General features: G+C 66.2%; 21 protein-coding genes. 13 read left to right on the forward strand and 8 right to left on the reverse strand.

What is annotated here, in order from left to right; all coding sequences use genetic code 11:
• Positions 1 to 68 precede the first annotated feature (68 nt).
• Complete coding sequence (gene cysG / locus FYK34_RS14945) at positions 69 to 1,481, reverse strand: siroheme synthase CysG (RefSeq protein WP_149297733.1); 1,413 nt, start codon at positions 1,479 to 1,481, stop codon at positions 69 to 71.
• A gap of 185 nt (positions 1,482 to 1,666) precedes the next feature.
• Here cysG and FYK34_RS14950 point away from each other — a divergent pair, with 185 nt between their 5' ends.
• On the forward strand, positions 1,667 to 3,610 hold the full coding sequence (locus FYK34_RS14950) for a sensor domain-containing diguanylate cyclase (protein WP_168209759.1): 1,944 nt from the start codon (positions 1,667 to 1,669) through the stop codon (positions 3,608 to 3,610).
• A 30-nt stretch (positions 3,611 to 3,640) separates the two neighbouring features.
• On the forward strand, positions 3,641 to 4,444 hold the full coding sequence (locus tag FYK34_RS14955) for a DUF3025 domain-containing protein (RefSeq protein ID WP_149297737.1): 804 nt from the start codon (positions 3,641 to 3,643) through the stop codon (positions 4,442 to 4,444).
• Here FYK34_RS14955 and FYK34_RS14960 read toward each other — a convergent pair.
• A complete protein-coding gene (locus FYK34_RS14960; protein ID WP_149297739.1) occupies positions 4,396 to 5,604 on the reverse strand; it encodes a YihY family inner membrane protein in 1,209 nt (402 codons plus the stop codon). The genes FYK34_RS14955 and FYK34_RS14960 overlap by 49 nt on opposite strands.
• 90 nt (positions 5,605 to 5,694) lie before the next feature.
• Between FYK34_RS14960 and wrbA the strand changes: the two genes are divergently transcribed.
• Positions 5,695 to 6,291, forward strand: coding sequence for an NAD(P)H:quinone oxidoreductase (wrbA, locus tag FYK34_RS14965; protein ID WP_149297742.1), 597 nt, complete (start codon positions 5,695 to 5,697; stop codon positions 6,289 to 6,291).
• Positions 6,292 to 7,119: 828 nt separating this feature from the next.
• Here the strand turns inward: wrbA and FYK34_RS14970 are convergent.
• Positions 7,120 to 7,893, reverse strand: a complete 774-nt coding sequence (locus FYK34_RS14970) for an AraC family transcriptional regulator (RefSeq protein WP_149297744.1) — start codon at positions 7,891 to 7,893, stop codon at positions 7,120 to 7,122.
• A 97-nt stretch (positions 7,894 to 7,990) separates the two neighbouring features.
• Here FYK34_RS14970 and FYK34_RS14975 point away from each other — a divergent pair, with 97 nt between their 5' ends.
• From FYK34_RS14975 to FYK34_RS15000, 6 genes are all read left to right on the forward strand, one after another.
• Positions 7,991 to 9,190: an MFS transporter gene (locus tag FYK34_RS14975; RefSeq protein WP_149297746.1), complete on the forward strand. Its 1,200-nt coding sequence runs from the start codon at positions 7,991 to 7,993 to the stop codon at positions 9,188 to 9,190.
• A gap of 288 nt (positions 9,191 to 9,478) precedes the next feature.
• Entirely contained in the window at positions 9,479 to 10,024 is a 546-nt protein-coding gene (locus tag FYK34_RS14980) for an iron transporter (RefSeq protein ID WP_149297748.1), read from the forward strand.
• A 100-nt stretch (positions 10,025 to 10,124) separates the two neighbouring features.
• Complete coding sequence (locus FYK34_RS14985; protein ID WP_149297750.1) at positions 10,125 to 10,466, forward strand: cupredoxin domain-containing protein; 342 nt, start codon at positions 10,125 to 10,127, stop codon at positions 10,464 to 10,466.
• Between the two features lie 16 nt (positions 10,467 to 10,482).
• The gene (locus FYK34_RS14990) at positions 10,483 to 11,307 is read left to right on the forward strand and encodes an FTR1 family iron permease (protein ID WP_149297752.1); all 825 of its coding nucleotides are present in this window, start codon (positions 10,483 to 10,485) and stop codon (positions 11,305 to 11,307) included.
• Positions 11,274 to 12,758: a 4Fe-4S binding protein gene (locus tag FYK34_RS14995; protein ID WP_231137276.1), complete on the forward strand. Its 1,485-nt coding sequence runs from the start codon at positions 11,274 to 11,276 to the stop codon at positions 12,756 to 12,758. The genes FYK34_RS14990 and FYK34_RS14995 overlap by 34 nt, the downstream gene beginning before the upstream one ends.
• Before the next feature lie 62 nt (positions 12,759 to 12,820).
• On the forward strand, positions 12,821 to 13,585 hold the full coding sequence (locus tag FYK34_RS15000) for a substrate-binding periplasmic protein (protein WP_149297754.1): 765 nt from the start codon (positions 12,821 to 12,823) through the stop codon (positions 13,583 to 13,585).
• On the opposite strand, the gene ybaK is transcribed toward FYK34_RS15000, so the two are convergent.
• The 5 genes from ybaK to FYK34_RS15025 form a co-directional block, all read right to left on the reverse strand.
• Positions 13,569 to 14,051, reverse strand: coding sequence for a Cys-tRNA(Pro) deacylase (ybaK, locus tag FYK34_RS15005; RefSeq protein ID WP_149297756.1), 483 nt, complete (start codon positions 14,049 to 14,051; stop codon positions 13,569 to 13,571). The two genes, FYK34_RS15000 and ybaK, sit on opposite strands and share 17 nt — an antisense overlap.
• A 68-nt stretch (positions 14,052 to 14,119) precedes the next feature.
• Positions 14,120 to 14,725 carry a protein-methionine-sulfoxide reductase heme-binding subunit MsrQ gene (locus FYK34_RS15010; protein ID WP_231137277.1) on the reverse strand — a complete coding sequence of 202 codons (606 nt, stop codon included), beginning with the start codon at positions 14,723 to 14,725 and terminating at the stop codon, positions 14,120 to 14,122.
• Positions 14,726 to 14,739: 14 nt separating this feature from the next.
• Positions 14,740 to 15,657, reverse strand: coding sequence for a protein-methionine-sulfoxide reductase catalytic subunit MsrP (gene msrP / locus FYK34_RS15015; RefSeq protein ID WP_149297761.1), 918 nt, complete (start codon positions 15,655 to 15,657; stop codon positions 14,740 to 14,742).
• 89 nt (positions 15,658 to 15,746) lie between these two features.
• Positions 15,747 to 16,670 (reverse strand): TIGR01212 family radical SAM protein, encoded by a 924-nt coding sequence (locus tag FYK34_RS15020; RefSeq protein WP_149297763.1) that lies wholly within the window; start codon positions 16,668 to 16,670, stop codon positions 15,747 to 15,749.
• A gap of 76 nt (positions 16,671 to 16,746) precedes the next feature.
• A complete protein-coding gene (locus tag FYK34_RS15025; protein WP_149297766.1) occupies positions 16,747 to 16,929 on the reverse strand; it encodes a protein MIGRI in 183 nt (60 codons plus the stop codon).
• A 227-nt stretch (positions 16,930 to 17,156) separates the two neighbouring features.
• Between FYK34_RS15025 and metX the strand changes: the two genes are divergently transcribed.
• The 4 genes from metX to FYK34_RS15045 all read left to right on the forward strand — a co-directional run bounded on the left by metX (position 17,157) and on the right by FYK34_RS15045 (position 20,469).
• On the forward strand, positions 17,157 to 18,299 hold the full coding sequence (gene metX / locus FYK34_RS15030; RefSeq protein WP_149297768.1) for a homoserine O-succinyltransferase MetX: 1,143 nt from the start codon (positions 17,157 to 17,159) through the stop codon (positions 18,297 to 18,299).
• Positions 18,296 to 18,892: a methionine biosynthesis protein MetW gene (gene metW / locus FYK34_RS15035; RefSeq protein WP_149297770.1), complete on the forward strand. Its 597-nt coding sequence runs from the start codon at positions 18,296 to 18,298 to the stop codon at positions 18,890 to 18,892. Before metX ends, metW begins: the two co-directional genes overlap by 4 nt.
• Positions 18,893 to 18,917: 25 nt before the next feature.
• Positions 18,918 to 19,106: a YqaE/Pmp3 family membrane protein gene (locus FYK34_RS15040; RefSeq protein ID WP_149297772.1), complete on the forward strand. Its 189-nt coding sequence runs from the start codon at positions 18,918 to 18,920 to the stop codon at positions 19,104 to 19,106.
• Between the two features lie 85 nt (positions 19,107 to 19,191).
• Positions 19,192 to 20,469 (forward strand): AmpG family muropeptide MFS transporter, encoded by a 1,278-nt coding sequence (locus FYK34_RS15045; protein WP_149297774.1) that lies wholly within the window; start codon positions 19,192 to 19,194, stop codon positions 20,467 to 20,469.
• The last annotated feature ends 2 nt before the right edge of the window (positions 20,470 to 20,471 follow it).

Consider the following 20,471-nt stretch of genomic DNA (forward strand, 5'->3'; position numbering starts at 1 on the left):
GACTGCCCGCCGCGGTATTTTGAGCCAAGCTCGAACTTCGCGCGGGCCTGGCCCGCGCGTCCGCGTGATCAATCTTCCCGAATTGTAACAGCTGAATTCTCGCTGCGGCGGTACCAGGCCAGCTTGTCGGCCAGCGCCACCACTTCGCCGACGATGATCAGGGCCGGAGAGGCGATGCCATGCGAGGCCATCAGACTGGGCAAACTGGATAAAGTGCCGCACACCGTGCGCTGACGCTCGGTGGTGGCCCACTCCACCGCCGCCGCGGGGGTGTCCGCGCCGCGGCCATGCGCGACGAAGGCCTGGCACAGCTCGGCCGCCGTGGAGACGCCCATGTACACCACGACCGTCTGCTGCGGCCGGGTCAGCGCCGGCCAGTCCAGCTGGATGGTGCCGTCCTGCTTGTGGCCGGTGACGAAGGTGACCGATTGCGCGTAATCGCGGTGGGTCAGCGGAATGCCGGCATAGGCCGCCGCGCCGCTGGCGGAGGTGATGCCCGGCACCACTTCGAAGGCGATGCCGTGCTCGGCCAAGGTGGCGATCTCCTCGCCGCCGCGGCCGAAGGTGAACGGGTCGCCGCCCTTCAGGCGCAGCACGCGCTTGCCTTGGCGCGCCAGATCCACCATCAACTGGTTGATGTCGTCCTGCGGCAGCGCGTGGTTGGCGCGCGCCTTGCCCACGTAGACGCGCTCCGCGTCGCGCCGCACCAGATCCAGCAGGGCCGGCGCCACCAGTTTGTCGTACAGCACCACGTCGGCCTGCTGCATCAGGCGCAGCGCGCGGAAAGTCAGCAGGTCCGGGTTGCCGGGACCGGCTCCCACCAGATAGACCGCGCCCGCTCGATCGGCCGCGCCGGAGGCGATGCGTTTTTCCATCTCCGTCCGCGCCGCCGCCTCGTCGCCGTTCATCACCATGTCGGCCAGCGGCCCTTCCAGCACCGTTTCCCAGAAACGGCGGCGGGCGTCGACGTCGGGGAAACGCGCCTTCACCGCGTCGCGGAAGGCGGCGCCGAAACGGGCCAACCGACCGTAACCGGCCGGAATCAGGCTCTCCAGCCGCGCGCGCATGGAACGCGCCAACACCGGCACATTGCCGCCGCTGGCCACCGCCACCATCAACGGCGAGCGGTCGATGATGGCCGGGCTGATATAGCGTGAATGGGCCGGATCATCGACCACATTCACCAAGATGCCGCGCGCCTCGGCTTCCGCCGCCACGCGGCGGTTCACCGCCGCATCGTCCGTGGCGGCCACCACCAGCCGCATGCCGTCCAGCTGCTCCGCCGCGTAAGGCGCGGCCACATGGCTCAACTCGCCGCGCGCGGCCCATTCCGCCAGCTCCGGCGCCAGTTCGGTCGCGACCACGCGCAGCCGCGCGCCGGCCGCCAGCAACAGGCGCGCCTTGCGCAGGGCCACCTCGCCGCCGCCCACCACCAGGCAGGGCTGCTGTTTCAGCTTCAGAAAAATCGGGAAATAATCCATTTCGCGCTCCCGGCCGCTGCGCGCCGTGTTCGGCCAGCGGCGCGGCCTCCGCCACTATTGTCTGCGCCCAAGCATACTGCATTTGTTGCGCAAATACGACGCTGACCCGGCTGGACTGCGCGTGCAACAGGGCCAAGCGCCGCGTCAATGTCAAAATTCCCGTTTCCCCTTCGCGGATGGTCTCGTTGCAAAGCCGTTTCTACGCTCCCCAGCGCCTGATCAGCCTGGCTGGCTGGCTGTTTCTGGCGCCGGCGGCCAGCGCTGCGCCCGCCCCGGCCGATGCCAACCTGTCACAGGCAGGCTGGCTGGCTGCCGCCATCGCCATCTGCCTGTGGCTATACGGCCTGCTGCACCAGCGCCGCGCGCGCGCCACCCTGCGCGACGCCAGCCTGGGGCTGCTGGAATTCCATCTCGTCCGCCGCCGCGTGCGCGGTCGGGCGCAATCGCTGCAGCGCCTGCTGGGCATGCCCAACGCGATTCGCGACATGGATTTCGCGCGCTGGCTCAGCCTGCTGCACCCCGAGGACCGCTCGCGCTTCGCCCAGTTGCTGGACACGCCGCCGCAAACGGGAGAGGCCAACTATGAAGTGCGCATCCGCCACCATGGCGGCAGCTGGGAATGGCTGGAGATCACCTGGCGCGCCAGCTGGCGCGGCGGCCGCGTGCAGAAGCTGACCGCCCTGTGCCGCGTGGCCACCGCGCGCAAGCAACACGAGGCCGCGATGATGCGGCGCGAGCAGCAGTTCCGCACCTTGGTGGACAACTCGGAAGACATCGTCGCCCGCTACGACCTGGAGCTGCACTGCCTGTTCATCAACCGCAGCGTGGCCCGCTATTTCCCGCTGCCGCTGGAGGCGCATCTGGGCAAGACCCCGCGCGAAAAAGGTTGGAGCGAAGAAGCCTGCAGCCGTTTCGAACACGAATGCCGCCAGCTGATCAACACCTGGGAAGCGCGCACTTTCGAACTGGAGCTGTACAACGGCCCGCATCGCCACATCTTCGAAATCCGCTTGTTCCCGGAATTCGACAGCGCCGGCATGCTGAAAACCATACTTTCGGTAGACCGCGAAGTCACCGCCAGCCGCCAGGGCGAGAAATTGCTGGCGGAGGAAAACGCGGTGCTGGAAATGATAGCCGGCAACCACCCGCTGCCGCAGACGCTGAACCAGATCTGCCAGATGATGGAGTCGCAGCAGCCCAAGGGCATGTGCAGCATCATGCTGCTGGACGAGGACGGCCAGTCGCTGCGCTACGCCGCCGGGCTCAGCCTGCCGGCGGCCTACCGCAAGCTGATAGACCGCGTCGAAATCGGGCCCAGCGTCGGCTCCTGCGGCACCGCCGCGCACTGGAAGCGCACCATCGTGGTGGATGACATCCTGAAGAGTCCGCTATGGCTGCATGCGCTGGAGCGTGTGCGGCCTTTCGACCTGCGCGCCTGCTGGTCCACGCCCATCTTCTCCAGCGACCGCCGCCTGCTGGGCACCTTCGCCACCTATTACCGCGAACCGCGCAACCCCACGCCCGAAGAACTGGCGCTGACCCAGCGCAGCACCCACATCATCGCCATCGCGCTGCAGCGCCACGGCCATGAGAAACAGCTGTTCCGCCTGGCCACCCAGGACGGCCTGACCGAGCTGAACAACCGCCGCCAGTTCATCGAGCTGGCCGACCGCGAAATCGAACGCTGCCGCCGCACTCAAGGCCCGCTGACCGTGATGATGATGGACCTGGACCACTTCAAGCAGATCAACGACCGCTACGGCCACGCTGTGGGCGATAGGGTGATCCGGCACTTCGCCGACCAGTGCCGCGAGACGCTGCGCGCCAGCGATCTGTGCGGCCGCCTGGGCGGCGAGGAGTTCGCCGCCCTGCTGCCGGACACCGCCCTGGCCGATGCGCTGCAGGTGGCGGAACGGCTGCGGACCGCGGTGGCGGACACCCGCTTGGCGATCGAGGGCGGCGCGCTGTCCTTCACCGTCAGCATCGGACTGGCGCAGTGGCGGCCCGGCGAGCACGAGATTGACGAAGTGCTCAGCCGCGCCGACAAACAGCTGTACCAGGCCAAGCACGAGGGGCGCAACCGCATTGCCGCCTGCGACGCCGCGGCGCCGCAGGCCGTTTCCGGCTAGAATGCCGCCCTTTGCCGTCACGCCTCCCCGATGAACCGCTGGCACGCCGACTACCTGACCCATCCGCTGTACCGCCCGGTGCGGCCTTTCGCGCCCGCGCTCGCCGACTGGCCTGCCCAGGCCGATTACGACGCGCTGCTGGCCGCGGCCCGCGCCAAGGGCGCGCCATTGCCGCCCGGTTTGCGCTTCGTCTGCGAACTGGAGCCGGAGGCGTATTACGAAACCCATATCGGCGACACCGGAGAAGTGCCCACCCGCCCGCAAAACTGGCATGACTGGTTCAACGCCCTGGCCTGGCTGGCCTGGCCGCTGGCCAAGGCGGCGCTGAACCGCCGCCACCTCCGAGCCATCGCGCGCGGCGAAATCCAGCGCGGCCCGCTGCGCGATGCCGCCACCTTGCTGGACGAATGCGGCGTGATCGTGGCCACCAGCGATCCCGCCTTGGGACTGGCGCTGGACGACATGCGCTGGCGCGAACTGTTCCTCGCGCGCCGCGCCGACTGGGGAACGCGCATCGAGGCGTTCACCCTGGGCCACGCAGTCATGGAAATGGGATTGACGCCGCACATCGGCTGGTGCGGCAAGGCGCTGATCCTGGACGTGGCGCCGGACTTCTTCGCACGGGACGACGCCGCGCGGCTGCGCCGGTTGGATGCGACGCTGGCGGCGCGGCTGGACGACGACGCCTTCCTGCCGCGGCCGCGCGCGCTGTGCCCGCTGCCGCTCTTGGGCATACCGGGCTGGTGGCCGGACAACGAAGACCCGGCCTTCTACGACAATACCGCCTACTTCTGCCCCACGCGGCGGGCAAAGTCCGCCACCGTCTCCGCCTGAAGTCCGGCCGTCAGCGGCCCCAGCAGCGCGTCCAGCGTGCGCTCCAGCGCGTCGCCGCGCTGGCCGTCGCGGCGGTAGACGAATAGTTCGAACAATTCCGCCAAGGAGATCGCCGACAAGCGCTTCATCAGCACCCAGCCATCGCCCTGGCCCTTCTGCACATAGCCGCGCTGCGCCAGCCGATCCAGCACCAGACCCAGCTCGTCATACCCCACCCTCACCGCCTGCCGCAGCTGCGGCGGCGACAGCGCCAGGCCGCGCGCCTGCGCCTCGTCCAGCAGCAGCAATACCTCCAGCGCATCCAGGAAACGACGGTGCGGCTCGTTGCGACGGCGCCAGGCCTCGCCCTCCCAGTAGGACAGCGCAGAGGTGAACACCGCGCCGGCCAGCACCACCAGCCACAGGCAATACACCCACAGCAGGAAAATCGGGATGCTGGCGAAGGCGCCGTACACCAGCTGGTAACTGGCCACCTGGCTGATGTAGAAGCCGAAGCCGGTCTTGGTCAGCTCCAGCAGCACCGACGTCGCCAGCGCGCCCGTCACCGCATGGCGAAACGGCACGAAACGGTTGGGCACGATGCGGTACAGCAGCGACAGCACCAGCGCCGTCAATACGATGGTGCCGCCCACTTCCAGCATGTCCGCCAGCAGCGGCAGGTTTTTCTCGAAACGCGTCACCTTGAACAGCCAGCGCCAGGACAGCAGGCTGCCGCCCAGCACCAGCGGCCCCAGCGTCAGCACCGTCCAGTACACCATGCTCTGCTGCAGCCAGGGCCGGCCGCGGCGCACGCCCCAGATGGCGTTGAAGGTGCGCTCTATGGTGGACATCAGCATCAGCGCGGTGACGCCCAGCATCACGATGCCGGCGGCGGTGAGTTTTTCCGCGTTGTCGGCGAACTGCCGCATGTAAACGGTGATCACCTTGCCGGCGAACTCCGGCACCAGCGTCGACAGCAGCATGATCTTGAAGCGCGTGCTGTACTCGGAAAACACCGGGAACGCCGAAATCACCGTCAGCGCGATGGTGAATAAGGGCACCAGCGCCAGCAGGGTGGTAAAGGTCAGGCTGCCCGACACCTGCAGCACGCGCAGGCCGCCCATGCGGCGGGCCAGGAAGCGGGCAAAACCGAAATACGGTTCGATACGTTGGACTTGCATGGCGGCAAAGGTATAGCCAAAGCGGCGATGAGGCAAGAAATGGCGCTTTGTCCTATCATGCGGCGATCTAAACGGACACAAGAGGCAAGCATGCTAGACATTCTGGTGCTGTATTACAGCCAGCACGGCGCCACGCGCGAGCTGGCCCGCCTGATCGCCCGCGGCGTGGACAGCGTGCCCGGCTGCCGCGCGCGCCTGCGCACGGTGCCCAAGATTTCCACGGTGTGCGAGGCGGTGGCCCCGGCCATCCCGGACGACGGCGCGCCCTATGTCGAGCGGCAGGACCTGGTCGATTGCGCCGGCCTGGCCCTGGGCAGCCCCACCCGCTTCGGCAATATGGCGTCGGCGATGAAGTATTTCATCGACGGCACCGGCGGGGAGTGGATGCAGGGCACGCTGGCGGGCAAGCCGGCCTGCGTGTTCACCAGCTCGGCGTCCCTGCACGGCGGCCAGGAGTCCACGCTGTTGACGATGATGATTCCGCTCTTGCACCACGGCATGCTCATCGCCGGCCTGCCTTACAGCGAAGCGGCGCTGACGGCGACGCAAACCGGCGGCACCCCGTATGGCGTGAGTCATGTGTCGGGCATGGATGACCGGCAGCCGATCAGCGAGCATGAGAAGGCGCTGGCCTTGGCGCAGGGGAAGCGGTTGGGGGAGTTGGCGGTGAGGTTGGCGGCGAGGTGAAAGCTGCGAGGAAATGCCTCACGAGATGAGATGCTAAGCATTGCCTACAAGACACATTCTAATAGGCTGTATGCTTCTCAAGTTGAGTCCGCTCCGCGGACAATGTTTAGATGCCGGTTCCGCCCGGCAGACGGGCCAGGGGCTGTGCGGCCGGCCCCTTGGCAATCCCAGGCCGCCCCCGCTGCCCGCGAAACCCCGGCAAAAAGACACCGGGCAAGGGGCCGCCGAAACTACATGCGTGCGAATCTTTGATTCGCTCAGCAGTACGCGCTAACGTCGCGCGGCGTCGAACAAATCGGCGGCTTAAAACCTTGCCCAGCGCCTTTTTGCCGGCACGCGCCGAAGGGGGAAGGGGCATGTCGCTCACGCTCTACCCCTTGTAGGGCGGAAGCCGCAACGGGCGTTCCGCCATCTTTCCTTCTCTAGGACTTGTCCAGATGATGAGGGCCGAACCAACTCGCCCTTCCCCATCAGCGCAAGCCGGCTCCCAAGCCATTCCCAAGGTTTTAAGACGCCCTTTGCTTGAGCGGGGCGACGCTAGCGCCCCGCGAGTTGGGCGGCGCCTTGGGAATGGCTTGGGAGACGGGGTTTCGCAGCGCTGCTGGGGCGGCCTGGGGTTAAAAGGGGGCTGGCCGCGCAGCCCCCTTTTCCGTCCTCCGGGCGGAACCGGCGCTCAAATAGCGTCCGCGAAGCGGACACCAACGGGTGCGTCGCCCCTGCGGGGTGACGCACCCTACGAAGCTAGCCATTACCGCTTGCCCACGCGGAGAGAACGGCGCCATGGCCATCGCGCGCAGGCGGAACACCCGGCCATGCCGGGTTTCCGCCCTACGGCGCGGCGAAGAAGCTGCTCGGCGGCGCGCCCAGCTCGCGCTTGAACATGGTGGCGAAGGCGCTGGGGCTGGCGTAGCCCAAGTCCAGCGCCACCTTCAGCACGCTGTCGCCGCAGGCCAGCCGCTGCAAGGCCAGCATCAGCCGCGCCTGCCGCCGCCACTGGCCGAAGCTGAGACCGGTTTCGCGGCGGAAGCGGCGCTGTAGCGTGCGCGGGTCCAGCGCCAGCTCGCGCGCCCACTCCGCCGCGCCGCGCGCATCGTCGGGCTGCGCCAGCCAGGCGTCGCACAACTGGCGCAAGGCGGCGGACGCAGGCTGCGGCAGCGATAGCGGCAAGACCCTGGCGCGGCCTATCTCCTCCAGCAGCAGGTCCATCACCTTCTCGTCGCGCGAGCCCGCCGCGCAAGGCACGGCCACCTCCATCGCCGCCACTACCAGCTCGCGCAGCAACGGCGTCACCTCCAGCACGCAGCACGCGTCCGGCAGGCCCTGCAGCTTGTCCTGCCGCACATAGATGCTGCGCATGCGCACAGGGCTGACCATGCGCACCTGGTGCCAGACGCCGATGGGCAGCCAGATGGCGCGCGTCGGCGGCACCACCCACTGGCCGCGCTCGGCGCTGACCAGCATCAGCCCCTCCACCGCGCACAGCAGCTGCGCCGTCGGGTGATTGTGCCGCGGCGTCTCCAGGCCGGCCGGATAGTCGCGCGGCTTGCCGCGCACCGGCACTAGGCCTTGGTCGAACTGATTCAGATGATCGAAGCTGTCCACAAACGCCTCTTTCAATAAGATGAATGCCCCATTTTCGCAGGACTGGCGAAAATGCGCTTGTTAGCATAGTTGCACCCACCGTATCGAGCCTCATTCCATGACCACACGCACCCACACCGCCGCGCCGGCGCAGGACACGCGCTTCCGCGTGCTCGGCGCCATCAGTTTCAGCCACTTCCTCAACGACATGCTGCAGTCGCTGCTGGTGGCGCTCTACCCCTTGCTGAAGGGCAATTACCACCTGAGCTTCGCCGAAATCGGCCTGCTGACCTTCACCTACCAGTGCACCGCCTCGCTGCTGCAGCCGCTGGTGGGCATCTACACCGACAAAAAGCCGCAGCCATATTCCCTGGTGTTCGGCATGGGCTCCACGCTGCTTGGCCTGCTGCTCTTGTCCAGCGCCAGCAGCTTTCCATTGCTGCTGTTGGCCGCGGCGCTGATCGGCATGGGCTCGTCCATTTTCCACCCGGAATCGTCGCGCGTGGCGCGCATGGCCTCCGGCGGCCGCCCCGGCCTGGCGCAGTCCATCTTCCAAGTGGGCGGCAACGCCGGCAGCGCCACCGGCCCCTTGCTGGCGGCGCTGATCGTGCTGCCGCTAGGCCAATCCAGCGTGGCCTGGTTCGCGCTGGCCGCGCTGCTGGGCATGTTTGTCTTGTTCCGCGTCGGCCAGTGGTACGCCCATCAGCATAGGCAGGCCAAAAAGGCCGCCGCCGTGAGCAAGCCCGCGCTGTCGTCCGGCCGCGTCAAACTGACCCTGCTGCTCCTGCTGTTGCTGGTGTTTTCCAAGCACTTCTACCTGGCCAGCATCACCAGCTACTACACTTTCTACCTGATCCATCACTTCCACGTCGGCGTGCAGTCGGCGCAGCTGCATCTGTTCCTGTTCCTGTTCGCGGTGGCGGCCGGCACCGTGCTGGGCGGCCCCATAGGCGACGCCATCGGCCGCAAGCGGGTAATCGGCTTTTCCATCCTGGGCATTGCCCCGCTGACCTTGTTGCTGCCGCACGCCAATCTGTTCTGGACCGCCGTATTGTCCGTCCCTATCGGCTTCATCCTGGCCTCGGCCTTCCCGGCCATCCTGATCTACGCTCAAGAGCTGCTGCCGGGCAAGGTGGGGATGGTGTCCGGCATGTTCTTCGGCTTCGCCTTTGGCATAGGCGGCATCGGCGCCGCGGTGCTGGGCGAACTGGCGGACCTGCGCGGCATTGAGTTCGTCTACCAGTTGTGCGCCTTCCTGCCGCTGCTGGGCCTAGTCTCTCTGGCCTTGCCGGACCTGCACGCCAAGCCTCGCGCCTGAGGCCCCTCCATGCCAGACGCCCAGCCTGAGCGGGCGTCTGGCCTCCCCGCCCTCTCGCTCGCCCGCACTGGAAATGGCAATCCTATTGCGGCGGGACGCTTACAAGCAGCACATTGCGCCAGCCGTTCCCGCCAGCCGCCTACTCCCCGCCCAATAAATGACATAAAAATCAACCGCCAGCGCAGCGCTGAGCGCCACCACGGCCGAGCCTAGTTTGCAAACGATAATTACTAGCATTATCATTCTTATTACAGGCCCGAACACGAGGCCAAAACATATAAGGAAAACATGATGCGTCGCTTTGTCTGCCAGCTGGCTATCGCCAGCGTCGCCCTGTCCGCCTCCTTCGCCGCCATGGCCAAGGAATACCCGATCGGCAAGCCGGCCCTGAAAAACGGCATGGAAATCGGCGCCGTCTACCTGCAGCCCACCAAGATGGACCCGGACGGCATGATGCTGAAGCCGGAAGCGTCCGACATCCATCTGGAAGCCGACATCCACGCCACCAAAAACAACCCCAACGGCTTCGAAGAAGGCGCCTGGCTGCCCTACCTGGTGGTCAAGTACGAACTGACCAAGGTGGGCGGCAAAACCCAGAAGGGCGACCTGATGCCCATGGTGGCCAACGACGGCCCCCACTACGGCGACAACGTCAAGCTGCAAGGCCCGGGCAAGTACAAGCTGAAATTCACCGTGATGCCGCCGTCCGCCAATGAGCACGCCCACTTCGGCCGCCACGTGGACAAGGAAACCGGCGTCGGCCCGTGGTTCAAGCCGTTTGACGTGAACTACGAATTCGTCTTCGCCGGCATCGGCAAGAAGGGCGGCTACTAAGCCTAATTGAGAATGTAAACGCAAAGCATTATTGATTGCGTTACAATCAAACGGCGCGGCTACGAGGCCGCGCTGTTTCGCATTCAGGAACCATGAACCCATGAACATTCTGAGCCTGACCGCCGCCGCCCTGCTGGCCGGCCTGCTTTGCTCCCCGGCCCTCGCCCTGGCCGACGACATGCCCGTCTACAAGCTGCAAATGAAGGACGGCCAGATGATTCCCGCCCGCCTGCAAGTGGCGGCCGGCAAGAAATTCAAGGTCGAAGTGATGAATGTCGGCAAGACGCCGGCCGAGTTCGAAAGCATTCCGCTGCGCAAGGAAAAAGTGCTGGGTCCGGGCGCGGAATCCTTCCTGGTGTTTCAGCCGCTGGCGCCGGGCGAGTACAAATTCTTCGACGACTTCCACCCCAAGACCGGCCAGGGCGTGATCGTCGCCAAGTAAGCAGGAGTCAACGCAAATGGGACAGGTACTCTTTATCGTCTGGCGCGAGAGCGTTGAGGCGCTGCTGGTAGTCGGCATCCTCAATGCCTGGATGAACCACAACCCGGCCGGCCGCGCCGGCAAGCCCTATCTATGGGGCGGCGTGGCGCTGGGCCTGGTCATGGCGGTGGCGCTGGCCGTCGCGCTGTTCGCCGCCGGCACCTTGATGGCCGGCGCGCAGGACTACTTCCAGACCGCCATGGTGTTCATCGCCTCCGCGCTGATCGTGCAGATGGTGCTGTGGATGCGTGAGCACGGCCGCACGCTGAAGAAGGAGCTGGAGTCCGGCCTATCGGCCAACGCCGCCAGAAACAACTGGTGGGGCGTGACCATATTGGCCGCTCTGGCCATCGCCCGCGAAGGCAGCGAGTGCGTGGTTTTCCTGTACGGCATGCTGGCCGAGGCCCACGGCATGGAGCTGGCCAAAATGGCGGCGGCCGGCGCCGCCGGCCTGGCGCTGGCGTTCCTCACCTTCTATCTGCTGCAACTGGGCGGCAAGGTGCTGTCCTGGCGGCTGTTCTTCCGCGTGACGGAAATCATGCTGCTGCTCTTGGGCGCGTCCTTGTTCCTGAACGGCGTGGAGCGGCTGATCTCCATGGACGTGCTGCCGGCCCTGGTCGACCCGCTATGGGATAGCTCCGCCCTGCTCGACGACATGAGCCCGGTAGGCGGCCTGGTGGCCTCCCTGACCGGCTACCGCGCGCATCCGGCCTTGATGAGCCTGCTCGCCTACGGCCTGTTTTGGGGCGGCATCTGGGCGCTGTTCCAATGGCGCAACCGCAAGCTGGCCGCCGCGGCATGAAGCAGGATAGACCGCAGCGCCGCCCGCAAAGGGTGATTCCCATCGCCGCCGCGCCGTCCGGCGGCGCTTCCTGTCGCCCGGCGACGCCGCCGCGCGGTCCGCTCGCCCTCGCGGGAGACTGGCTGCGCGACCACGGCGCCTTGCTGCGCAAGCTGCAATGGGCCGTGGTGCTGGTCTACGCCTTCCTGCTGATCGTTCCGGCCTGCCTGGAGCTGCCCGGCGACGCGGCGCGGATGTGGAACAACCTGACCATCTTCGCCCAGTTCGTGTTCTGGGGCATCTGGTGGCCCTTCGTGCTGCTGTCCATGGTGCTGTTCGGCCGGCTGTGGTGCGGCGTGCTGTGCCCGGAAGGCGCGCTGTCGGAATGGGCCGCGCGCAAGGGCATGGGCAGGCCGATTCCGCGCTGGATGCGCTGGGGCGGCTGGCCCTTCGTCGCCTTCGTGCTGACCACGGTCTACGGCCAGCTGGTCAGCGTCTATCAGTATCCCAAGGCCGCCCTACTGGTGCTGGGCGGCTCCACCGTGGCCGCGGTGATCGTCGGCTTCGTCTACACCCGCGGCAAGCGCGCCTGGTGCCGCCATCTGTGCCCGGTCAACGGCGTGTTCGGCTTGTTGTCCAAGCTGGCGCCGCTGCATTACCGCGTGGACGAGGCCGCCTGGAAGGCTTCGTCCGAACGCACGCCGGCCGTGGATTGCGCGCCGCTGCAACCGCTGCGCCATATGCAGGGCGGCAGCGGCTGCCATATGTGCGGCCGCTGCAGCGACCACCGCTCCGCCATCACACTGTCCGTCCGTCCGATGAGCGACGAGGTGGTGAGGGTGGCGGAAAAAGAGGCCGATGGCTGGCAGACCGCGCTGATCGTCTACGGCCTGCTGGGCGTGGCGATGGGCGCCTTCCACTGGACCGTCAGCCCCTGGTTTGTCTGGCTCAAGCAGACCGCGGCCGAGTGGCTGGTGGACAATGACATCATGTGGCCGCTGGACACCGGGGCGCCGTGGTGGCTGCTCACCCATTACCCCATGCACAACGACGTGTTCTCCTGGCTGGACGGCGCGTCCCTGCTCGCCTACATCGCCGCCACCGCGCTGGCCTTGGGCAGCGGCATCCTGCTGGCCCTGGCCCTGGCCGTGCGAGTGGCCGGCCGCTGGCAAACGCAGCGCGTGCACCATCTGGCCCAGGCCCTGATCCCGCTGGCCGGCTGCGGCGTGTTCCTGGGCCTGTCCGCGCTGACGGTGACCTTGCTGAAGGCCGAAGGCTACGGCATGCATTGGGTCAATCACGCCCGCCTGGCCCTGCTGGCCGGCGCCAATCTGTGGGCGCTGCGGCTGGCCTGCGGCATCCTGGCGCGCTGGGACGCCCGCCCGCTGCGCGGCGGCCTCGCCCTGCTTGCGTTCTGCGGCGCGCTGGCGCTGGTGGACTGCGCCTGGGGCTTCATGTTCTGGTGGTGGTAAATCCTTGGTTGGCGGGGAGCGCTGTGCGATAACACAGTATCTCACCCGCTCAAGGAAACGCCATGCGGCGTCTGCTGTTGCTGGTTTTCGCGCTGCTGCTGAGCGCCCGCGCGACAGCCGCGGAAACCACGCTGGAGCTGGCTACCGGCGAGTGGCCGCCGTATGTGTCGCAAAGCCTGCCGCAGGGCGGCGCCTTCGCGCAGATCGTGCGCCAGGCCTTCCTACGCGCTGGCTACCAAGTGCATTTCAGCTACCTGAGCTGGCCGCAAGACGAAGCGCAGCTGCGGATGGGCAAGGCCGTCGCCGCCCTGCCTTATCGGCCCACGCCAGAGCGGCTGAAAGAGTTCGACTTTTCGCCGCCGCTGATGCGCACCTCCAGCTTTCTGTTTTATCACAAGCCTCATATGCCGCATCCGCCGCAGAGCTTCCAGTCCTTGGACGCGTTGCGCGGCTACCGCGTGGCCATTCAGCTGGGTTACTGGTATATCCCCTTGTTCCAGCAGCACAAGCTCAATACCCTGCTGACCAGCGACGAAGTCAACGCCTTGCGCCAGTTGCAGCTGGGCCGCCTGGACCTGGCGCCGATGTCGCTGGAGCGCGGCTGGTACCTGATCCACAAGGTACTGCCAGGCCGCGAAAATGAATTCGGCTATATTCCGACGCCGCTGGACAAGGAAACGCCGCTTGGCCTGATGTTCTCGCGCAGCTATCCGCAAGCGGCGCGCATCCGCGAGGACTTCGCCCGCGCCCTGGAGCAGATGGAAAAAGACGGCAGCCTGAAGGCCATTTACCAGCGCAACTTCCCGGAAGTCACGCCGCCGCGTTGACCAAGATCGGCTGCAATACGCGCATCACCTCCCTCGGACTCACGCCCACCAGGAAGCCGCGCTTGCCGCCATTGATATAGATGACCGGCAGCTCGGCGATGCTGGACTCCATATACACCGGCATGGGGTGGCGGGTGCCGAAGGGGCTGGTGCCGCCCACTTGATAGCCGCTGTGCTTGTCGGCGGTTTTGGGGTCGCAGGGATGGACTTTCTTGACGCCTATCTGTTTGGCCAGCATGCCGGTGCCCACCTCGCGGTCGCCGTGCATCAGCACGATCAGGGGGCGCTTGTTCTCGTCCTCCATGATCAGCGTCTTCACCACGGCGTGCTCGTCCACGCCCAGCTCGCGCGCCGACACCGTGGTGCCGCCCTTCTCCTCGTACTTGTACAGATGCTCGGTGTAATCCACCTTGTGCTCGCGCAGCACGCGGATGGCCTGGGTGACCGGGGCTTTTTCCTTGCTCATGATGATTCGCTTGCGGATAAGACAAAACACCCGACTTTAAAACCCAGGCAGCCCCTTGCCAAGCCGCGTCATCCAGCTTTGCGCGCGCGCCACCACAGCCGCAGGCCCAGCAGCAGCGCCAGTGCCGCGGCATAGATCAAGGGCTGGGTGATGTCGCGTTTCACCAGCCACCAGTAGTGGGTCACCGCCAGGATGGCCACCGGGTACACCAGCCGGTGCAGCTTGCCCCAATTGCGCTTGAGCCGCCGCATCCAAGCCTGGGTGGAAGTCAGCGCCAGCGGCGTCATCAAGACGATGGCGGCGAAGCCCACCGTGATGAAGGGCCGCTTGGCGATGTCCTTGAGGATGTGATGCCAATCGAAAAACTGGTCCAGCCAGAGATAGGTGGTGAAATGCAGGCTGGCGTAGAAAAACGCGAACAAACCCAGCATGCGCCTGCACTTCAAGGGCCAAGCCTGGCCGGTGAGGCGCCGCAGCGGCGTCATGGACAGGGTGGCCAGCAGCCACACCAGCGTCCAGGTGCCGGTGGAGCGGGTGATGAACTCTACCGGATTCACCGCCTCGCCCGTCAACACGATCCCAGCGGCGCGCGCCAGCGGCAACAGGCAGACGAGGAACAGCAAAACCTTGCCGACGGCGAGGCGCCTATCAGCCGGCGTAGCGGATGCTTTCATGCGCAGCGTCGTCATCAGTAGTTCTTTCTCAGGTCCATGCCGCGGTACAGTCCGGCCACTTGGTCGGCGTAGCCGTTGAACATCAGCGTTTTGCGCTTGAAAAACTCGCCGATGCGCCGTTCCGATGCCTGGCTCCAGCGCGGATGGTCCACCTCCGGGTTCACATTGGAATAGAAGCCGTACTCATGCGCGTTGGCCAGATTCCAGCTGGTGGCCGGCATGGTTTCCTGCAGCCGGATGCGCACGATGGACTTGATGCTCTTGAAGCCGTATTTCCACGGCACCACCAAGCGGATGGGGGCGCCGTTCTGATTGGGCAGGACGTTGCCGTACAGACCGACGGCCAGAATGGTCAGCGGATGCATGGCCTCGTCGATGCGCAGGCCCTCACGGTAAGGCCAGTCCAGCACGCCCGTGCGCTGGCCCGGCATCTCGCCCGGCCGCTCCAGCGTTTCAAACGCCACGTACTTGGCGCGCGAGGTCGGGTTCATCTGCTTGAGCAGGCTGGCCAAGGGGAAGCCCACCCACGGGATCACCATGCTCCAACCTTCCACGCAGCGCAGCCGGTAGACGCGCTCCTCCAGCGGAAACTTCAGCAAATCCTCGATGGCGAAGCGGCGCGGCTTAGCCACCTCGCCGTCCACCATCACGCTCCACGGCCGCGTGTGCAGGCTGCCGGCGTTTTCGGCCGGGTCGGCCTTGTCGGTGCCTAACTCGTAGAAATTGTTGTAGCTGGTGATGTCTTTCAGGCTGTTGGGCTTGTCGTTGGACGCCAGCTGCGACAGCGGGCTTTTCCTGGCGTTCAGCCCGGCCAGCGTCTCGGCCGACAGCAGCAGGCCGGCGGCGCCGAGCATGAAGCTGCGGCGGTTGAAATAGACGCTTTCCGACGTGATGTCCGACGCTAAATGGTCGGCGGGCTTTTTGATCAGCATGGCGGCTCTCCTGTCGTTTCCATTTGGTCGGAACGGGCTGTCGATTCTGACAGTAGCGCACGCCTATTGTTTTGGCCGATCAATATTCGCTAACACATTCCCCGCCAGCCGGTGCCCAGGGCGCTCCCCTGCCCGCCTTCTCGCGCCAGCCGCTCGCCTATCGCCTGCAAGGCCGTCCAGCGCGGCCCGCACCAATCGGGCGCGATCAAAGTCGGCGCCTGGGCGGTGGCGGAGATTCGGTGATACACCACCTCCGGCGGCGTATGGCGGATCAGGCTGGCCGCCAGTTCGGCGTAGTCGTCCAGCGGCATGGGCCCCACTTCGCCGCGCCGGTACTGCGCCGCCATCCGGCTGCCGCGCACGATCATCAAGGGATGCAGCTTCAGTCCCTCCACGCCGATGTCCAACACGGTTTGCAAAGTGGCATGCGCGTCATCGGCATCCTCGCCCGGCAAACCGGCGATCAGATGCGCGCACACCTTGAGTCCGCGCGCGTGGGCGCGCCGGACGGCATCGCGGTAATCGGCCAGGCCGTGGCCGCGATGGATGCGCGCCTGCGTCCGGTCATGCGCGGTCTGCAAGCCCAGCTCCAGCCACACCTCGCTCCCGCCATCCTGATAGGCGGCCAGCAGGTCCAAGGCCGCATCCGGCACGCAGTCCGGCCGGGTGCCCACGCACAAGCCGACGACGTCGGCGCTCGCCAAGGCTTCGTCGTACAAGGCGCGCAGCGTCTCCACTTCGGCATAGGTACTGGTATAGGCCTGGAAATAAGCGAGATAGCGCCGGGCGCGGTCCGTCTTGCGCTTTTCGCGCGCCAATTGCTGGCTGATGGACAGCGCGGCTGGCTCGCGGCCGAAGCTGCGCACATTGCAAAACGTGCAGCCGCCGCGCCCCAGGGTGCCGTCGCGGTTGGGGCAGGTGAAGTCGCCGGCCAGCGACAGTTTGTGCACGGACTCGCCGAAACGCTGTTTCAAATAATGGCCAAGGGTGTGGATATGGCGGGTCAGGTCCATCGTTCTGCCGGCAAAAGCGCGCAGTCTATCTCGCGCCGGTACGGCACAAGCTGAGCAGGATCAAGGACTTGCCGATTCAGATCGTATGCCAGCCCAGCCAGTACAAGACACAGAACAGCCCCGCGCTGATCAGCAGGGCGATGGCCAGCGCGGAGAACAGCTCGTGCAGCGTGCGGCGCTGGCTGGGCTTCAGCAACCAGCGCGCCACGCTCCACAGGACCAGGCATAACGTGAAAAACTTGAACAGGCGTCCGAACATGATGGGGACCGTGGCGGCGACCCGGCCGATTATCCCGGCGCGGCGCGCTCCCGCGCAAGCGTCTGCCGCCGGGTCGCGGCTTTTCCGTCCACAGCCCGCCGCGCAAGCGCGGCTCGCAAAAAAAGCCCGAATGGATATAATCGACCGGTAGCCGCAGGAGACCGCGCCACGACATGCCCCGGCAGAGGGCGGCGGGCGTGGATAAAAATAGAAGAGGCACCCACCCCATGACCGACACCGATTGTTCGGTAGGCATCGTCGCGGCCCAAGACGCCGCCTTCGATACCCCCTTGCCGCTCGCCAGCGGCGCCGTGCTGCCCAGCTACCAGCTGCGCTTCGAGACTTATGGCCGGCTCAACGCCGCCAAGAGCAACGCCATCCTGATCTGCCACGCGCTGTCGGGCCACCACCACGTGGCCGGCCGCTACCATGCCGACGATAAAACCGCCGGCTGGTGGGACAATATGATAGGTCCCGGCAAACCGATAGACACCAACCGTTTCTTCGTCGTAGGCGTCAACAACCTGGGCGGCTGCCACGGCAGCACCGGCCCTTCCAGCGTCAATCCGGCCACCGGCCAGCCCTGGGGCTCGTCCTTTCCGGTGGTGACTGTCGGCGACTGGGTCAACGCCCAGGCGCGGCTGGCGGACCGATTGGGCATTGAGCGCTGGGCCGCGGTGATAGGCGGCAGCCTGGGCGGCATGCAGGCGCTGCACTGGAGCATCGCCTATCCGGAACGCGTGGCGCACGCGCTGGTGATCGCCTCCGCGCCCAAGCTGTCGGCGCAGAACATCGCCTTCAACGACGTGGCTCGCCAGGCCATCTTGTCCGATCCGGACTTCTGCGGCGGCGACTTCTACCAGCAAGGCACGGTGCCGCGCCGCGGCCTGCGGCTGGCGCGCATGCTGGGCCACATCACCTATCTGTCCGACGACGGCATGGGCGAGAAATTCGGCCGCATGCTGCGCTCGGGCGAATACCAGTTCGGCTACGACGTGGAGTTCGAGATCGAGAGCTATCTGCGCTACCAGGGCGACAAGTTCTCCGACTACTTCGACGCCAACACCTATCTCTTGATGACCAAGGCGCTGGACTACTTCGATCCGGCCCAGGCGCACGGCGGCGACCTGGCCGCCGCGCTGCAGCCGGCGCAGGCGCAATTCCTGCTGGCCAGCTTCACCAGCGACTGGCGCTTCTCGCCGGAGCGCTCGCGCGAGACGGTGCAGGCGCTGATCGCCGCCGGCAAGCGCGTCAGCTACGCCGAGATCGAATCGGCGCACGGCCATGACGCCTTCCTGATGACCGACCAACCCTATGTGGACCTGATGCGCGCCTATCTGCGCCGCGTGGCCGAGGAGGTGAAGGCATGAGCGCCATCCAGACTCTCCGTTCGGACCTCAAACTGATCGCCGACTGGATCGCCCCCGACAGCCGCGTGCTGGATCTGGGCTGCGGCGACGGCCAATTGCTGGCCGCCCTGCAGCGGGACAAGCGCATCCAGGGCTATGGCGTGGATTTCGACGTCGCCAACGTGGTGCGCTGCGTCGCCGCCGGCGTCAACGCGGTGCAGGGCGACCTGGAAACCGGCCTGGCCGACTTCGGCGACCACCGCTTCGACCATGTCATCCTGTCGCAAACCATACAGGCGATGCGCCACACCGAGGCCATCCTTAACGAAATGCTGCGCGTCGGCCGCGAGGCCATCGTCACCTTCCCCAATTTCGGCTATTGGCAGAACCGCTGGCAGATCCTGCAGGGCCATATGCCGGTGTCCGACACCATTCCCTACCAGTGGTACGACACGCCCAACATCCACTGGTGCATGCTGGGGGATTTCGAGGCGCTCTGCGCCAAGAACCGCATCCGCGTGGTGGAAAGGGTGGTCATGGACAAGGGCAAGCGGGTATCCTTGCTGCCTAATCTGCGCGGCAGCCTGGCGTTCTATCGGGTGGCGCGCGACTGATTCCGCCCCGCTTGAGGAGACGCCCATGCGCCTGCTGCTGGCCATTTTCCTGCCCTGGCTGCAGTTCTTCACCATAGGCCGGCCCTTCGCCGGCCTGATCTGCCTGTTGCTGCAACTGACCGTGATAGGCTGGGTGCCGGCCGCATTGTGGTCGGTTTACGCCCTGAGCCAGTACAAGACCGATCAGAAGATCGCGCGGGCGCTGCGGCGCTGAGCGCTGCCTGGATGGCCTCTAATCCAGACCATGCCGTGCGCGCCCCGGCGCGGACACCCGCCAACTCCATCAGCACAAGAAGCCCATGACCCTGGCCACCATCAACTGGCGGCGCGATGTGTTCTCGCGCACCATGCTCGTCTGCGTATTCACCGGCTTCGCCTCCGGCCTGCCGCTGTACGCGCTGATCAATCTGCTGCCGGCCTGGCTGCGCAGCGAAGGCGTGGACCTGAAGTCCATCGGCCTGTTCGCGCTGATCGGCCTGCCCTACACCTGGAAATTCCTGTGGTCGCCGCTGATGGACCGCTACGCGCTGCCGCTCTTGGGCCGCCGCCGCGGCTGGATGCTGGCGTCGCAATTGGCGCTGCTGGCCGCGCTGGCCTTGTTCGGGCTATTCGACCCGCGGCAGGAAATCTGGAGCATCGCCGCGCTGGCCTTCGCGGTCGCCTTTTTCTCGGCCAGCCAGGACATCGTGCTGGACGCCTTCCGCCGCGAAATCCTCAGCGACGCCGAACTGGGCCTGGGCAACACCATACACATCAACGCCTACCGCCTGGCCGGCCTGGTGCCGGGCTCCTTGTCCCTGATCCTGGCCGACCATATGGCCTGGGGCGGCGTGTTCGTGATCACCGCGCTGTTCATGCTGCCCGGCGCGCTGATGACGCTGCTGGTGAAGGAGCCCAGGCTAGCCTCCGCCAGCCCCAAGACCCTGCGCGAAGCGGTGGCGGAGCCCTTTCATGAGTTCATTTCCCGCCAAGGCTGGCGCGAGGCGCTGTGGATACTGGGCTTTATCTTCCTGTACAAGCTGGGCGACAGCATGGCCACCTCGCTGGCCACGCCGTTCTATCTCGACATGGGCTACGCCAAATCGCAGATCGGCCTGGTGGCCAAGCACGCCGGTTTATGGCCGGCGGTGATCGGCGGCCTGCTGGGCGGCGTGTGGATGATCAAGCTGGGCATCAACCGCGCGCTATGGGCCTTCGGCGTGGTGCAGGTGGTGTCGATCCTGGGCTTCGCCTGGCTGTCCAGCTACGGCCGCTTCGACAGCGTCGGCGGCCAGCAACTGGCGATGCTGGCGGCGGTGATAGGCTTCGAGGCGCTAGGCGTCGGCCTGGGCTCCGCGGCCTTCGTCGCCTTCATCGCGCGCAGCACGCATCCCGCCTATACCGCCACCCAGTTCGCCCTGTTCACCAGCCTGGCCGCCGTGCCGCGCACGCTGGCCAACGCGGCGACGGGCTATATCGTCGACTCCATAGGCTGGACCTCGTTTTTCTTCTTGTGCACGGCGCTGGCCATCCCCGGCATGATGCTGCTGGCCAAGGTGGCGCCATGGGGCGACGATCCGGCGCCGCAGCAGGCCTGATC

It is taken from the genome of Chromobacterium paludis (genome assembly GCF_008275125.1).
Lineage (GTDB): Bacteria > Pseudomonadota > Gammaproteobacteria > Burkholderiales > Chromobacteriaceae > Chromobacterium > Chromobacterium paludis.